At 69.3% G+C, this 13,857-nt stretch carries 13 protein-coding genes and 2 pseudogenes; 8 read left to right on the plus strand and 7 right to left on the minus strand.

Annotated elements, in window-relative coordinates; all coding sequences use genetic code 11:
• Positions 1–60 precede the first annotated feature (60 nt).
• A complete protein-coding gene (locus ACH5AF_RS00570; protein WP_398899086.1) occupies positions 61–1,554 on the plus strand; it encodes a DUF445 domain-containing protein in 1,494 nt (497 codons plus the stop codon).
• A 325-nt stretch (positions 1,555–1,879) separates the two neighbouring features.
• Here ACH5AF_RS00570 and ACH5AF_RS00575 read toward each other — a convergent pair whose 3' ends face one another.
• Both ACH5AF_RS00575 and ACH5AF_RS00580 read right to left on the minus strand, forming a co-directional pair.
• Positions 1,880–2,182, minus strand: a complete 303-nt coding sequence (locus tag ACH5AF_RS00575) for a hypothetical protein (RefSeq protein WP_398899087.1) — start codon at positions 2,180–2,182, stop codon at positions 1,880–1,882.
• Between the two features lie 160 nt (positions 2,183–2,342).
• Positions 2,343–3,332: a CHRD domain-containing protein gene (locus ACH5AF_RS00580; protein ID WP_398899088.1), complete on the minus strand. Its 990-nt coding sequence runs from the start codon at positions 3,330–3,332 to the stop codon at positions 2,343–2,345.
• Between the two features lie 181 nt (positions 3,333–3,513).
• Between ACH5AF_RS00580 and ACH5AF_RS00585 the strand changes: the two genes are divergently transcribed.
• Positions 3,514–4,161 carry a hypothetical protein gene (locus ACH5AF_RS00585; RefSeq protein ID WP_398899089.1) on the plus strand — a complete coding sequence of 216 codons (648 nt, stop codon included), beginning with the start codon at positions 3,514–3,516 and terminating at the stop codon, positions 4,159–4,161.
• 856 nt (positions 4,162–5,017) lie between these two features.
• Positions 5,018–5,206, plus strand: a complete 189-nt coding sequence (locus ACH5AF_RS00590; RefSeq protein ID WP_398899753.1) for a pentapeptide repeat-containing protein — start codon at positions 5,018–5,020, stop codon at positions 5,204–5,206.
• Here the strand turns inward: ACH5AF_RS00590 and ACH5AF_RS00595 are convergent.
• The 3 genes and pseudogenes from ACH5AF_RS00595 to ACH5AF_RS00605 all read right to left on the minus strand — a co-directional run.
• Positions 5,176–5,589, minus strand: a pseudogene (locus ACH5AF_RS00595) (Scr1 family TA system antitoxin-like transcriptional regulator); the annotation flags it as partial. The gene ACH5AF_RS00590 and the pseudogene ACH5AF_RS00595 sit on opposite strands and share 31 nt — an antisense overlap.
• A gap of 382 nt (positions 5,590–5,971) precedes the next feature.
• The gene (locus ACH5AF_RS00600; RefSeq protein WP_398899090.1) at positions 5,972–6,178 is read right to left on the minus strand and encodes a DUF397 domain-containing protein; all 207 of its coding nucleotides are present in this window, start codon (positions 6,176–6,178) and stop codon (positions 5,972–5,974) included.
• Positions 6,175–7,023 (minus strand): helix-turn-helix domain-containing protein, encoded by an 849-nt coding sequence (locus tag ACH5AF_RS00605; protein ID WP_398899091.1) that lies wholly within the window; start codon positions 7,021–7,023, stop codon positions 6,175–6,177. The genes ACH5AF_RS00600 and ACH5AF_RS00605 overlap by 4 nt, the downstream gene beginning before the upstream one ends.
• Positions 7,024–7,189: 166 nt before the next feature.
• On the opposite strand from ACH5AF_RS00605, the gene ACH5AF_RS00610 reads away from it, so the two are divergent.
• Positions 7,190–7,831, plus strand: coding sequence for an ATP-binding protein (locus ACH5AF_RS00610; RefSeq protein WP_398899092.1), 642 nt, complete (start codon positions 7,190–7,192; stop codon positions 7,829–7,831).
• Positions 7,832–7,917: 86 nt separating this feature from the next.
• Positions 7,918–9,015 (plus strand): MrcB family domain-containing protein, encoded by a 1,098-nt coding sequence (locus ACH5AF_RS00615; RefSeq protein ID WP_398899093.1) that lies wholly within the window; start codon positions 7,918–7,920, stop codon positions 9,013–9,015.
• Between the two features lie 6 nt (positions 9,016–9,021).
• Here the strand turns inward: ACH5AF_RS00615 and ACH5AF_RS00620 are convergent, their stop codons facing one another.
• A complete protein-coding gene (locus tag ACH5AF_RS00620; RefSeq protein WP_398899094.1) occupies positions 9,022–10,035 on the minus strand; it encodes a YecA family protein in 1,014 nt (337 codons plus the stop codon).
• A 112-nt stretch (positions 10,036–10,147) separates the two neighbouring features.
• Between ACH5AF_RS00620 and ACH5AF_RS00625 the strand changes: the two are divergent.
• Positions 10,148–10,909 (plus strand): annotated as a pseudogene (locus tag ACH5AF_RS00625) (class E sortase); the annotation flags it as partial.
• Between the two features lie 225 nt (positions 10,910–11,134).
• Here ACH5AF_RS00625 and ACH5AF_RS00630 read toward each other — a convergent pair.
• On the minus strand, positions 11,135–12,223 hold the full coding sequence (locus ACH5AF_RS00630) for a sugar ABC transporter substrate-binding protein (protein WP_398899096.1): 1,089 nt from the start codon (positions 12,221–12,223) through the stop codon (positions 11,135–11,137).
• Positions 12,224–12,490: 267 nt separating this feature from the next.
• Between ACH5AF_RS00630 and ACH5AF_RS00635 the strand changes: the two genes are divergently transcribed.
• A complete protein-coding gene (locus ACH5AF_RS00635; protein ID WP_398899097.1) occupies positions 12,491–12,847 on the plus strand; it encodes a DUF6412 domain-containing protein in 357 nt (118 codons plus the stop codon).
• Between the two features lie 83 nt (positions 12,848–12,930).
• Entirely contained in the window at positions 12,931–13,692 is a 762-nt protein-coding gene (locus ACH5AF_RS00640) for a YidC/Oxa1 family membrane protein insertase (protein WP_398899098.1), read from the plus strand.
• Positions 13,693–13,857: the final 165 nt, after the last annotated feature.

The following is a 13,857-nucleotide window of genomic DNA, read 5'->3' on the forward strand; positions in this document are numbered from 1 at the left end:
CAGGAGTACACGAGGGAGGGACAATGCGTACGGTACGCAAGCGCGGACGGGTGGAGCGGGATGGAACGCACAGAACCGGATGAGCCGGACCTGCCCTCGGGGACGACGTCCGGCACCACGGGCACCGGTGGCCGCGCGGACACGGTCAGCCGCCCGGACCCCGGCGGGGTCGGGGGCACCGCCGGGAGCAGGGCCGTCGGCCGGGCCGGGGGCGTCGGCACAGGCGCCGGAGCGGCGGTGACGGCCGGCGGAACGGCCCCGGCGCGCGCCCTCACCGGTGCCGCGCTGCCCGGATTCGCGTATACCGAGGCCGACGAGGAAAAGCGGCAGGGCGTACGGCGCATGAAGACCACCGCCACCGGCCTGCTCCTGCTGGTCGCGCTGATCTTCGTCCTCGCCACCTGGGCGAAGAACGCCGGCCTGGGTGCCTGGGCCGGATACGTCGCCGCCGCAGCCGAGGCCGGCATGGTCGGCGCGCTCGCCGACTGGTTCGCCGTCACCGCGCTCTTCCGCCACCCCCTTGGCCTGCCCATCCCGCACACCGCGATCATTCCGAACAAGAAGGACCAGCTCGGCACCTCGCTCGGCTCCTTCGTCGGCGAGAACTTCCTCTCCCAGGGCGTCGTACGCGCCCGCCTGCATGCCCTCGGCATCGGCGGCCGCCTCGGCGCCTGGCTCGCCGAGCCCGCCCACGCCGACCGCGTCACCGCCGAACTGTCCACCGCCCTGCGCGGCGCGCTGACCGTGCTGCGCGATGCCGACGTCCAGGCGGTCGTCGGCGAGGCCATCACGCGCCGCGCGGACGCCGCCGAGATCGCGCCCGGCGTGGGCAAGACGCTGCAGAAGATCGTCGCGGACGGCGCCCACCACCGGGCCGTGGACCTGATCTGCGCCCGCGCCCACGATTGGCTGATCCTGCACTCGGACTCGGTCATGGACGCGATCGAGGGCGGTGCGCCCGGCTGGACGCCGCGGTTCGTGGACCGCAAGGTCGGCGATCGCGTCTATCGCGAGCTGCTGCGCTTCGTCACCGAAATGCGCGACATGCCCGGCCACCCGGCGCGCAGCGCGATCGACCGCTTCCTCGGGGACTTCGCGGCGGACCTCCAGTCGGACAGCCAGACGCGCGAGCGCGTCGAGCGGATGAAGTCGGAGTGGCTCGCGCGCTCGGAGGTGCAGGACGTCATCGCGTCGGCCTGGTCCTCCGTACGCGGCATGATCATCTCTGCGGCGGAGGACGACCGCAGCGAACTGCGACTGCGCGCCCGGGCCTCGCTGCTGTCGCTGGGCGCCAGGCTGGCGACGGACAGCAGGCTGCAGGCGAAGGTGGAGGGTTGGGTCGAGGACGCGGCCGTGTACGTGGTCACCACGTACCGCACCGAGATCACCTCGCTGATCTCGGACACGGTCGCGAGCTGGGACGCGGAGCACACCTCGCGCAAGATCGAGGCGCACATCGGCCGTGACCTGCAGTTCATCAGGATCAACGGCACGGTCGTCGGCGCGCTGGCCGGTCTGCTGATCTACACCGTCGCGCATGCGCTGGGGGCGTGAGGCCCCCGGCCGGGCCAGGGGCGTGCGCTGGAGGTGCTGGCGGCGGCCGGCGGGGGCTTGCGCTGGTGTGATGGCGGGGGCGTGCGCCGGGCCTGACGGCGGCGGCCGGGGCGCTTGCGCTGGTGTGATCGCGGGGGCGTGCGCCGGGCCTGACGGCGGCGGCCGAGCCGGGGGGCGTGCGCTGGGCGCGTGACCGGTCCCTGCCGACGGTCACGCGCCCAGCGCCTCTAGGGGAGGTGTCATGGAATACGTACGGCGGACCCGGAGTGTTCAGCGCCGGCCGGAGGATGCCCGAGGCGGTTGACCACCGCTGAATCGGACGGGCTCAGCGGCTCCGGCGGGTGACCGCGACGGACGCCAGGGCGACGCCGGCCGCCACCGTGAGGACGGCCGGCCACGCGCCCATCTTCTTGGCCAGGGGATGCGACCCGGCGAAGGCGGCGACGTACGCGGCGCTCAGCCCGGCCGCGGCCTTTGGCCCGGCGTCCTGGTGCCACTGACGAGCGGCGACGGCGCCGGCCGCGGCGAGGGCGACCCCGCCGAGGGGGCGCTTCTTGGTGAAGCGGGCGACGGAGTACCCGCCCACGAGTCCGCCTGCCGCCACCGCTGCCGCGGGAATCTTGGCCATGGTGCTGCCGCCTTTCACTGCCGAACGTCGACCTGGTGAGCCGTAACGAGCTGTAACGAACTCCGAAATCAGCCCCGTAACGAGCCTAGAGCGCCGGTGAGCGGCCCCGGCCCTTGCCCCACGCTCCCGTCCCTCGGTGCGCTGAGCGCGCTCAGCGCGCTCAGTGGAAGAGCTGACCGCGCACCGCGCCGTCGGGGAACTTCTTGGTGTGGATGTTCGAGTAGAACCCCCACGGGTTGTGCCGTATCTCCTCCAGCAGCCCCTTGTGCTGGTGCTCCAGCCGCCCGGATACGGCGAAGAGACCCTCGGGTACGGGCTTGTTGAGCAGCCCGAGCACGACGTCGCCGTTCTTCCCGAACCCGCCCTTGTGGATGTGAGCGGCCTGGGGGGCCTGGATGTTGACCCAGGCGAGCGAGAAGTCCACGTTGCGGCCGGCGGGGTGCAGGAAGGTCACCGCGTACCCGTCGTCGTCCCCCACCTTGTGCGCGTCGGTGACCGGGACCTCCTGTTCGCCGCTCGACAGCGCCCGCAGCTTGCCGCCCTTGATGATGTGGAGCGGGTTGATGTTCTTCTTCAGACGTTTCAGTTGCCCGCGTACGGCGCCGCCCGGGAACTCCTTGCTGTGCAGGTTCAGGTAGAAACCGGACGGATGCTCGCGGATGCTGTCGGCGAGCTTGGCATCGGTGAGAACCGTGTGCCCGGCCGCCGAGTGGATGGTGTCGGGCATCTCGGTGCCGAACAGCGGGACCTTCACGTCGCCGTTCTGTCCCGCGGCGCCCTGGTGGATGTGTCCCTGGCTCGGCACGAACCCCTGCCACTGCATCGCGAAGACGACCCGGTCGCCCTTCACCTTGACGAGGGCCACGGCCTTGCCGTCGGGGTCGTTGACGGCGGGCCCGCCCTCCACGGCGACCTCGTGCGCGCCGGTGAGGACGGCGGCGAAGGTGACGGCGTGGCCGTGGGCCGGTTTGGTGAACGTCGTCGCGCCGCCGCTCGCCGCCGTAATGTGCCCCCCTCCGTGGCTGTCGCTCGCGGACGCGGGAACCGCGCCCACCGTGGCGGCGAGCACGACGGCGGCCGACACGGAGACGTGACGAACGGAGACGTGGCGACGCACGGAGACGTGACGCGAGACGTGGCGCTTGTGCATGGCGGATGAACCTCCCGTTGGGGGCCGACCCGGTCGTGGCCGGTCGGCGTCAAGTACGGGCCCTCCCGTCGCCCCGTTCAAAGGAGATTTCCGCGGATCCGGTTGAACGACCGGTCAGTCGGTCCCGTACATCCCGCCGTACGTTGCTTCCCGCCAGACCGGAATCCGAGGGGATCTCACCATGCGCGGCACCCGCACCGCAGCGACCACAGCGACCACGGCGACCACAGCCCGGACCAGAAGCCTCCTCGCGGCCCCGCTGATCGCGCTGGCGCTGCTCACGGTGACGTCGTGCGAGGACTCCGGCGGTTCCGGATCGGGCGGATACGGCGCGGGGCCGGCCTCTCCGAGCGCCGAGCAACCCGCAGCGGGGCAGCCGAAGCAGCCGGAGGCCGAGGCCCCCGCCGATGCCGATGCGCCGGCCGGGGACGCCGCCCCGGAGCCCGCTGCCACGCCCGCGACCGTCACCGTCGCGACGGCGGAGTCCGAACTCGGCACGATCCTCGTCGACGGCAAGGGCCGTACGCTCTACGGCTTCACCAAGGACAAGCCCGGCCAGGCCAACTGCGACGCCGACTGCATCGCGGTCTGGCCGGCCCTCACCTCCGTGAACGACGTGAAGGCAGGGCCGGGCGCGCAGGCCGGGCTGCTGAAGGAGGCGAAGTTCGGCGCGGGCGCGGAGCAGGCGGTCTACGGGGACTGGCCGCTGTACTACTACGTGGGCGATGTGGTGCCCGGGGACGTCAACGGCCAGGGTCTGGACGGCGAGTGGTTCGTGATCGCGGCGGACGGCAAGCTGATCAAGAAGGAGGCGGAGACGGTGGTCTGAGGCTCCTGCGCTGCCTCATCCTCATCGTTCGTCCGTCACTCGCAGCGATGTCGTCGCGATCCCGGTCGAGGTGGCGTCCGTATCCGGGGTCGCCCGCTGGCCGGGTGCGTCCGGGCCGTGCGAGTCCCGGAATCGGCCCCAATAGGATCAGATCCCTGTGGACTCAGGGGGAGTTGTGCACGGGCAGCACGGGAATGGACCGGCTCGGCTGCTGCGTGCCGTGACGGTGGCGGCGGCCTTCGCGGTGGCGCTCGCTCTGCTCGCAGCGATCGTGTGGTTCCTGCCGGGCGTGGTCGTGGACCACGACCTCGCGGGGGCGAACGTGGAGCCGAAGGAGCGGCTGAGCGCGGTCAACAACGTCCGCGCCACCCTGTTGCAGGCCGTGGGCGGACTCGCCATCTTCGCCGGTGCGTACGTCACTTGGCGCCAGATGCGGGTCGGGCAGGAGGGCCTGCACGCCACGCGCGAGGGGCAGATCACCGACCGCTTCGGCCAGGCGGTCGACCAGACCGGGAGCGACAAGCTCGACGTTCGGATCGGCGGCCTCTACTCCTTGTGGCGGGTGGCGGAACACTCCCACCGGGACCGGCAGGCGGTCATCGCCATCATGGCGGCGTTCCTACGGATCCACCTGCCGTGGCCGCCCTCGTCGCCGGACGCGCCTGCCGCCGACGCGCCCATCAACTCCGTACCACCCCTGGAGACCAGGGCCCCCGACGCCCAGGTCGCGTTGACCTGCCTCGGCGTACTGAGCGAGGGCCGCCGCCCGGAGTGGCTCAACCTCATCGCCACCGACCTCCGGCGGGCCGACTGCGACGGCCTCCACCTACAAGGAGTCATCCTCGACCGCGCCTGCATGGCGGCGGCGAGCGTTTTCCGCGTCGACCTGACCCGCGCCTCCCTGGCAGGAGCGATCCTGCGCCAGGCCGAACTGGCGACATCGATCCTCCGCGCCGCCCGCTGCGTGGAGGCTGATCTGCGCGGCGCCCGGCTCGTCGAAACCGACCTGGTGGAGGCCGACTTCAGGAGAAGGTGCCGCGCGTAGTCGGGTGTCTGGAACAGGCCCGGGATCACGGTCGCCTCGTAGCCGCGCATCGTCGCCGTACGCTGATACTCCACGACGTACCGGTCCTGCACCGGCCTGTGCCCGGCGGCGAGTTGCCGTCGCCATGACCGCTGTTGGGACTCCAGCCCGCGCAGGCGGGACTTCAGGTCGCCGGCTTGCCCGGGTGCGCAGACAGCGATGGCCCACGCATCGAGGTCGGCCTCGCTCGCCGTCTGTTTTCCGGTCTCCAGCCGGGACACCTTCGACCGCTGCCAGCCGAGTCGCTCCGCAAGGTCCTTGCCGGTCAGGCCGGTGTCCTCGCGGAGCTCACGCAGGCGTGCGCCGAGGGCGACGCGGGCATTCTGGAAGTCCGTGCTGCTCACACGGACGAACGTACCCGGGCCCAGACCTCGTCAGTAGGGGTGGCTGCTGCCCAGCGGAACGCGGTGTGCTTGAACTCGGTGAACAGGTGGGCAACCTCGGGGAACGGCACCGTGGCATTTGGCTCAGCCTGTGAGGCGAATCGGACGAGGGGGCCGGTGTTTCCTTCAACCTCGTGCAGTCTGGGGCATTGGCCCCGGTCGCTGGTTGCGCCGACGAAACGGAGTGTCATTGCGCCCTCCCTGGTGGATGGTCAGCACTAGCCCGGTGATGCGAGGTCTGGAATCCTGCGGCGGATCGCGAAGAATTGGACGGTCCTGTGACGGTCATGGTCGGCTGCGCACAACCGACCATGACGCGCGCCCGAGGCAGGGCGGTGCGAGCTCAAAACCGGAGAGAGACTCCCTTAACGAAGGTCCGCCAGGCATCGGTCGCCACGGCGACCACCGGTCCCGTCGGCCGCTTCGAGTCGCGTATCAAGACGCCAGCGTCAGCTTGCGCGCACTCCACGCACTCACCGCCTGACCCATTGCTGCGGGAGGACTTGAACCACTGAGGGCCCCCGGAAGAGGTCGGATTTGGCTTGGTCATCGTACGTAGTCCTTCAGCAATGACTTGATCAGTTGGACCGAGCGATGAGGGCTCGCGGCCGCGGCCCTGAGATTGTCGAATGCTCGCGTGTACTCACGCACATCGTCCGCCCCCTCCAAGTAGATGGCGTCGGTGATGCCATCCCGGTACACGATGTCCGGATCCTCGGGGTCAGGGAAGCCCATCAGCGTAAACGAGCCCGTCGCAGGGTAGGGACCGGCGTCGAACGACAGCACCTGCAGCGTGACAGCGGGAAGTTCAACCGCGTCCAGGATGCGTTCGAGCTGCTCACGCATCAATGCCCGATCACCGATCACGTTTCGCAGGGTGCTCTCATGTACGACAAACCAGGCGTCTGGAGCGTCCTCTCGGGAGAGCATTGCCTGACGTTCCATCCGTACATGGACTGCCCGCGCAACATCCTCAGCGGTCATCTGGTTGGTGGCGCGGTGCAGCGCGGTGGCGTAAGCAGGCGTCTGCATCAGCCCTGGTAGGAACTCGCACTGGTACTGCCGGAAGGTTGAGATGTCCTGCTCCAGCCCGATGTAGATCGAGAACCAAGATGGAACGCCACTTCCGTGGGCCTGCCACCAACCTCGTGTCTTGGCCTGCCGTGCCAGCGATTTGAGGAACTCGCGAAGCTCGTCGTCCGTCCCGTAGAAGCGGCACAGCGCCTCAACATCTGAGGGCTGTACGCGTCCGGTGCCAGTCTCCATGCGATTGACCTTGGACCCACTCCAGTCCAGTGCCTCTCCCACCTGCACGCAGGTGAAGCCGTTTGTCTCGCGCAGCTTCTTCAGCTCGATCGACAGACGTCGGCGTCGCGCCGTTGGTGAGCCGGCCATCCCAACCCTCTTTTCAGTAGCGGGTGTTCAGTCTCTGCACCAGGGAGTGTGCTTGCCAATCACTCGATGGTGGGAATCCCTTCGTGCACATTGCATGGAGGGATGTGTAGCGCAATGCTTGCGAGTCGTAGCGTTCCGTCACAGGTGTGGGGCTTGGAGGACTGAAATGAACGAAGACGGGTGCATGATTCGGAAGCCGTGGGAGCTACCCTTCCTGGCTGAGCCGCAAGAAGTGGCCGCGCTTCGGCGCATTGTGCGGCTCCACTTGAAGGCGTGGGGCTTGCTACGACAGACAGACGTAGCTCAGGTCTGTGTCAGCGAACTCATCGCGAACGTCATCCGGCACGTGGGCGCGGGGACGCCGACAGCGCTCCGTCTCTCCATGAGCGGCACACACCTGCGAGTTGAAGTGCGCGATCCCGACGCCCGGGCGCTGCCGACGTTGGTCGCGGTTGGCCCTGACTCGGAGTCTGGACGCGGGATGGCGCTGGTGGACGCGATGGCTGACCGCTGGGGTGTTCTGCTCGGTTCGGATCACAAGGTGACCTGGTGTGAGATCGCAACCGATCTGCCGACGCCGAACGGACACGCCGGAGGCATCCGCGTCACACGGGCGGAAGCGGTGATCTCCCTTTACGGGGCGGTGGCAACTCCTCGCACGGCGAACGAGAGTCCACTGAGCGTTGCCATGGCCAAGGACGCGGCGATCGATGTGATTGTGGATCTCCTTCACTGGATGGTTGCCCACGGGTTCGACGCTGATGATGTGCTGGACATGGCTCAAGCCCGATTCGAGTCGGGCGTGTGAGACACATGCGTGACTTGACCGGATGAGTTGAGACCAGTGTGTGGCGCGTGTACCTGATCTAGATTCTTCTCATGGGGATACGAGACATGCTCAGCGAGGTCGCGAACACATACGACCGCACCGCCGGTTCGAGGCGCGATGTGAAAGGGCAGCAGGTATTGCGTCGGGTCGCGAGCCGTACTGATCTCGCCCTTCCGTCGGGCTTCAGCGCCAAGGGGCACGGGGGACAAACGACTCCCGCGGCGACCCCCTGGATCGGCATCTTCGATGAGCGTGGCCAGAGTGATCCGAAGAAGGGCCTATACCTCGCCTATATCTTCAGCGCCGATCTCAAGAACGTGACTCTAACCTTGCAGCAAGGGATTACCTGGCTGGAAGAGCGCTTGGGCAAGGGCATCGCGCGCGAGGCGCACCTTCGCCGTCACGCGGCCCGGCTCCGCCGGTCTGTGAAGCGGCAGGAACGGCAGGGGTGGGTAGACGAGCCGGAGCTTCGCGACAAGGCGGCGCGACCTCGGGCCTATCAGGCAGCCAGTGTCATCGCCAAGTCCTACGACACGGCCGCCCTGCCGAGTGATGTCACATTGATGGAGGACCTCCTGGTCGCCATTGAGTCACTACGGCGAGCGGAAGAGGCGGACCGTGTCTGGTGGATGAGCGACGACGCGGACGCCCTTGAGATGTCGTACGAGCCTGGCGGCCACGTCCACCCGGTCGCCGACCCGCTCGCCGGCTTCCAGCCGAAGAACAGCAGCGAGTATGTGGCGCAAATCATGGCCCGACAGCAGGTCAAGCAACGAAGCCACGAGAAGCTGATCGAGGACTTCGGCATCTATGTCGCGGACCGCGGATACGCCCCCATCACGCGAGGGCAGCACCCCAAGGACTTGGTGCTGCGGCGTCCCGGAGCCGAGGCGGAGACTGGCGATGAGTGGTTGATCGAAGCGAAGGTCGTTCGTAACGGAAACCCGACCACGGCGGTCCGTGAGGCAGTCGGGCAGCTCTACGAGTATCGCCACTTCCTTTATCAGCAGCAGTCTGAGCCCTTCCTCATAGGGCTGTTCTCCGAGGAGATCGGCGTCTACGCCCCATACCTGGAGGAGCGAGGAATCGCCTCGATCTGGCAGCACGGCGCCGGATGGGGCGGCTCCTTCATGGCCCGGGAATGGGGCATGACTTCGGGGTAGCCCAATTTAGGGCGTCGGACCCCCGTGACACTCCCTGTACACCCGCCCCGACCCGCACCAGCACGCAGCCCCCCGCGCCGGCGGCCACGCCGTCGCCCGGCCGCGTGCCGCCAGGGTTGTCGCGTACTGGGGGAGCAGGGACGCGTTCGACGGGGAAGAGGCCTCCGAGGCGGCGAAGGCCTCGTAGGACGGGACCGTCGCCGTCACGATGCCCAGGTTCTCCGTGCCCGTCGCCGCCAGGTCGCGCAGTGACGACTCGATGGACGCCAGGTGCTCCTTGTGGCTCGGGTACTCGGGGGTCAGCTCGGGGTAGGCCTCCAGGAGTTCGGCGAGCTCCCGTTCCGGCCAGTGCAGGACCGCCACCGGGAACGGGCGCGAAAGGGCCGAGCGGAACGAGCCCAGTTCCGAGCGGAGGCGGGTGATCTCGGCCTTGAGTTCCGCCGGGTTGTCCGAGCCCAGCATCCACAGGCGGTTCGGGTCGTGGAGCTCGTCGAGGCTCACGTCCGGCGTGTGGGCCGCGTGGACCCGGTCGGCGAGGGCGTCGCGGTCGTCATGGGGAAGGCCCAGGAGGCGGCGTACGCGGTGGCGGCCCGTGAGGAGGGACCGGGTCGCGTACGGGACGTCGTCGTCCTCCGACAGCAGCAGGTCCAGCGCCTCGGTGAAGCACTCGAGGGACGCCTCCAACTCGTCGTGGGTCTCCAGCGTCTCGGCGATGATCTCCCACGGCGCGGCCTCCGCCGGGGCCGCGATGCGGATGCCCGCGATCAGGGCGCGTGCCTCCGCCTCGTGGCCGTACTCCCACAGGTTGGCCGCCTGCAGCGCCTTGATCAGCTGCGGGTGGTCCGGCTCGGCTGTCAGCAGGCGGTCGTAGAGGCCGGACGCGCGGCCGCGGTCGCCGGCCAGTTCCAGATGGGCCGCTGCCTGCAGCAGCAGCTGTTCGTCGTCCTCCGGATACTGCGCTGCGGTGCGCAGCAGGCGCTCGGCTTCGGCGGTGTGGTCGGCAGGCGTGTCGGGGCGCATGCACCACACCGTACTGCGGCACGGGGTACGTGCGGGGAGGCCGTATCCCGGCAACCGTACTGAATCGCTTCCGGTACTGGTGAGTTGAGGCGCCGGGTCCTACTCTGCGCCCGTGCGCAGCGGGCGGCGGAAAGGGCACCGGACACGGCGCGGGCGGGCGCGGGCGGCGCTTGCCCGTGGGCTGTGGGCCGTCGCCGAGGTCACCGTCACCCTCGGGCTGATCGTCCTTCTTCTCGTCGTCCACCAGCTGTGGTGGACGAACCGGCAGGCGAGGGAGGGCGCCGAGCGCACGGTCCACGCCCTGGAGCGGACATGGGGGACGGAGCGTACGGCACCGGATGACGTGGCGACGCGTATACCGGATCAAACGGACGAAACGGTTGAACGGGCAGTGGCACCCGCCGCGCCCAGGCCCGCGCCGCCCCGCTGGGAGCAGGCTTACGCGGTCCTCCGCATCCCCCGCCTCGGCGTCGTCGCCCCCGTCGCGCAGGGCATCGGCAGGCGCGGCGTACTCGACAAGGGGTACATCGGGCACTATCCGGGGACGGCGCAGCCCGGTCAGGCCGGGAACTTCGCCGTCGCCGGGCACCGCAACACCCATGGCGAGCCGTTCCGGTACATCGACCGCCTGCGCTCCGGCGACACCGTACGGATCGAGACCCGTGAGGGGATCTTCGTCTACGCGGTGGACAAGACGCTGGCGCAGACAACATCCCGCGACACCGGGGTCATCGCGCCGGTGCCGCGGAGCCTGGTGCTGCCCACCGCCGGGTACGGCGAGCCCGGCCAGTACCTGACCATGACAACCTGCACCCCCGAGTTCAGCTCCCGCTACCGGCTGGTGGTCTGGGCGAGGTTGGCGTCGGTGCAGCCCGCTGAGGGGGCGGGCCGGACATGGGCTGCTCGCCGACCGCATGGCCGGCGGGGGAGTCGTAGAGCACCGTCCGGACCGGTCCGTTCACGCTGCCGGTTCGTTCGCGCTAGCGGTCCGTCCGGGGCCCGTTCGTCCGGCCCGTTCGGACCGGTTCGTTCGCGCCGTCGGCCCGTTCGACCGGCCCGGTCGTGCTGCCGGGCCGGTCCTGCGCCCGTACCCGTGGCGTCAGGTGAGGCCGATCTTCGCGCACGCCGCCGCGTACTTCGGGGTGCAGATCTCCGCGACCGTGAAGATGCCGTCGCTCACGACCGTTTCTTTGATGTTGGCCTTGGTCAGCGGGATGACCGGGACCAGGACCGCCGGGATGTCCCTGGCCGTCGGACTGTCGACGGCCGTCTGGGCAACGGTGTGGAGCGACATCCCCTTGGCGAGCTGGACCGCCATCTCTGCCGCGGCGGCGGCCTCCGGTGCGTACGGCTTGTAGACGCTCATGTACTGCTCCCCCGAGACGATGCGCTGCACGGCGTCGAGTTCGGCGTCCTGACCGGTCACCGGCGGCAGCGGTGTCACGCCCGCGGACTTGAGCGCGGCGATGACCCCGCCCGCCATGCCGTCGTTCGCGGAGTACACGCCCGCGATCCTGTCCGAGCTGAGGGCGGTGATCGCGGTCTGCATGTTGGCCTTGGCGTTCTCCGGCTTCCACTCCTCGGTGTCGTACTCCTTGGCGATGTCCACCTTGCCGTCGAGCTCGGCGTGCGCGCCCCGCTTGAACATCGCCGCGTTCGGGTCCGTGACGGCGCCGTTCATCATGACGATCCGGCTGTCCCCGGCCTGGTCGCCCAGCGCCTTCAGCAGCGCCTTGCCCTGCACGTGGCCGACCTCCTCGTTGTCGAACGAGGTGTAGGCGTCGATCGGGCCCTCGGCGAGGCGGTCGAAGGCGACCACGGGTATGCCCGCGTCCTTCGCCTTCTCGATGCTGCTGGCGATGGCCTTGGAGTCGACCGCGTCCACGATCAGGACGTCGACCTCGTCCTCGATCATGTTCTCGAGCTGCCGGGCCTGCAGTGCGGCGTCCTGGTTGGCGTTGGCGTACACGACCCTGCCCTCGCCGATGGTCAGGCGGTCGACCTTGTCCACGATGACGGGCCGGTCGAACTTCTCGTAGCGGGCTGCCTGCCTCTCCGGGAGCAGCAGACCGACGACGATCTCGTTGCTGATCACCCCTGAGTGGTCCTCGCCGCCGCAGCCGGTCAGCGAGAAGGTCAGTACACAGGCGGAAGCGGCACCGACCGCGCTACGCAGAAGTGTGTTCATTTGTGGAACTCAACCTCCCTGGGGGCCGCATCATTTTCGGCCGAGGTGGCGCAAATCCAACTCTGCTGTGAGCGGAGCGTCAAGACCTTGCCTCTTAACGTGATGGCAACGGTGTTGCCTGTTGAACAAATGGTGAAAGCGCTGTCCGCCGCCCGAGTGCCGGCCGAGTCCGGCCGGGGAGCCGGCCCGCCGGCCGGGGGAACCTATCGGGCTCCGCCGCTCGTGTACAAGGACGAAGCAGTCGAACGCGGGTGCGCGGTAGCGCGGATGCGCAGGAGAGGGGAGGGGCACGTGCTCGGTCGAGTGAGTCGCCTGCTCCGTCCCGCCGTTCTCCTGCTCGTCCTCCTCGTCGAGGTCGTGCTCATCGAGGCCGTCCTCGTCGACGGCGCCGGTCTGACCGCCGCCGTGGCCCTCGCCGCGACCGCCACCGCCGCCGCCGGTTCCGCGCTCGTCGTGTGCGCTGTGATCAGTGCGCGCTGTGCGCCGGTCGTGCCGCGGACGCGTGTGCGGACGGCGATACGCGACCGTGAGAAGCGAACCGCTTTCCTCCCGCAGCGCGACCCCGACGCCCGGGGCCGTACGCGCCCCCGAGCCCCCGGCCGTCTCCTCCTGACGGCCGCGTAGGGATCTCCGCCGGTCCCTCCTGAAGGGCCGTCATGCCGCCATGTCCTTGATTCCGGCACGACGAGACCCTGAAGGGCTCACCCATGTCCGTCTTCGCTGATCTGGTCGCGCGGCTCGCCGACCTGCTCCAGCCGCTGTGCGCCGCCTCGGCCACCGCCGCCGCCATCGTGGTCTTCACCGCGCTCGTACGCCTCGCCGTCCATCCGCTCTCCCGCGCCGCCGCCCGCGGTCAGCAGGCCCGCGCCCGGCTCGCGCCGCAGCTCGCCGAGCTGCACGAGAAGCACGCGAAGGACCGGGAACGGCTGCAGAAGGCCACGATGGAGCTGTACGCGCAGCAGAAGGTGTCGCCGTTGTCCGGCTGCCTGCCGTCCCTTCTCCAGCTGCCCGCGTTCTTCCTCATGTACCACCTGTTCTCCAGTGCGCGGATCGGCGGCGAGCCCAACGGGCTGCTCGATCACACCCTCCTCGACGCCCCGCTCGGCGGGCGCTGGACCGATGCCCTGTCCGACGGCGGCGTGCTCGGCGGCGCCGGGCTCGTCTATCTGGCCCTCTTCACGGTCGTCGCCGCCGTGGCGACGTTCACCTACCGGCGCACCAAGCAGCAGATGGCGGCCGCGCCGCCCATGGCCGGGGAACAGGTGCCGGGCGTGGGCGCGATGCTCAAGGTCATGCCGCTGATGTCGTTCGCGACGCTCGTCACCGTTGCCGTCGTGCCGCTCGCGGCCGCGCTGTACGTCGTCACGAGCACCACCTGGTCCGCGGTCGAGCGCGTGCTCCTCTACCGGGACGTGCCGGTAGAGGCCCGTGGCAATCCATCGCGGGGAGCAACCACCAGCGCCCCCTGATCCGGTCGACAACGACTCCGGTGAGCCCGGCCGCGGGGCGCTTGCTACCGCTCGTAAAGGTCCAGGTTGTGAACAGGGTCTTGCGGGCTGGTCTGCTCTCTTGGAGGATCAGCCAACCCTCCGATCCTCCGACGGCCGCACCTGTCGGGCCGGGTCCGCACTCGA

It is taken from the genome of Streptomyces sp. NPDC018833, from assembly GCF_044390825.1.
GTDB lineage: Bacteria > Actinomycetota > Actinomycetes > Streptomycetales > Streptomycetaceae > Streptomyces.

Bases quoted from the DNA above. Each gene is read 5' to 3' on its own strand.
- ACH5AF_RS00615 (WP_398899093.1), top strand. From the start codon at position 7,918: ATGCTCAGCGAGGTCGCGAACACATACGACCGCACCGCCGGTTCGAGG.
- ACH5AF_RS00640 (WP_398899098.1), top strand. From the start codon at position 12,931: ATGTCCGTCTTCGCTGATCTGGTCGCGCGGCTCGCCGACCTGCTCCAG.
- ACH5AF_RS00600 (WP_398899090.1), bottom strand. From the start codon at position 6,178: ATGACCAAGCCAAATCCGACCTCTTCCGGGGGCCCTCAGTGGTTCAAG.
- ACH5AF_RS00580 (WP_398899088.1), bottom strand. From the start codon at position 3,332: ATGCACAAGCGCCACGTCTCGCGTCACGTCTCCGTGCGTCGCCACGTC.
- ACH5AF_RS00585 (WP_398899089.1), top strand. From the start codon at position 3,514: ATGCGCGGCACCCGCACCGCAGCGACCACAGCGACCACGGCGACCACA.
- ACH5AF_RS00620 (WP_398899094.1), bottom strand. From the start codon at position 10,035: ATGCGCCCCGACACGCCTGCCGACCACACCGCCGAAGCCGAGCGCCTG.
- ACH5AF_RS00590 (WP_398899753.1), top strand. From the start codon at position 5,018: ATGGCGGCGGCGAGCGTTTTCCGCGTCGACCTGACCCGCGCCTCCCTG.
- ACH5AF_RS00610 (WP_398899092.1), top strand. From the start codon at position 7,190: ATGAACGAAGACGGGTGCATGATTCGGAAGCCGTGGGAGCTACCCTTC.
- ACH5AF_RS00630 (WP_398899096.1), bottom strand. From the start codon at position 12,223: ATGAACACACTTCTGCGTAGCGCGGTCGGTGCCGCTTCCGCCTGTGTA.
- ACH5AF_RS00605 (WP_398899091.1), bottom strand. From the start codon at position 7,023: ATGGCCGGCTCACCAACGGCGCGACGCCGACGTCTGTCGATCGAGCTG.
- ACH5AF_RS00635 (WP_398899097.1), top strand. From the start codon at position 12,491: ATGCGCAGGAGAGGGGAGGGGCACGTGCTCGGTCGAGTGAGTCGCCTG.
- ACH5AF_RS00570 (WP_398899086.1), top strand. From the start codon at position 61: ATGGAACGCACAGAACCGGATGAGCCGGACCTGCCCTCGGGGACGACG.
- ACH5AF_RS00575 (WP_398899087.1), bottom strand. From the start codon at position 2,182: ATGGCCAAGATTCCCGCGGCAGCGGTGGCGGCAGGCGGACTCGTGGGC.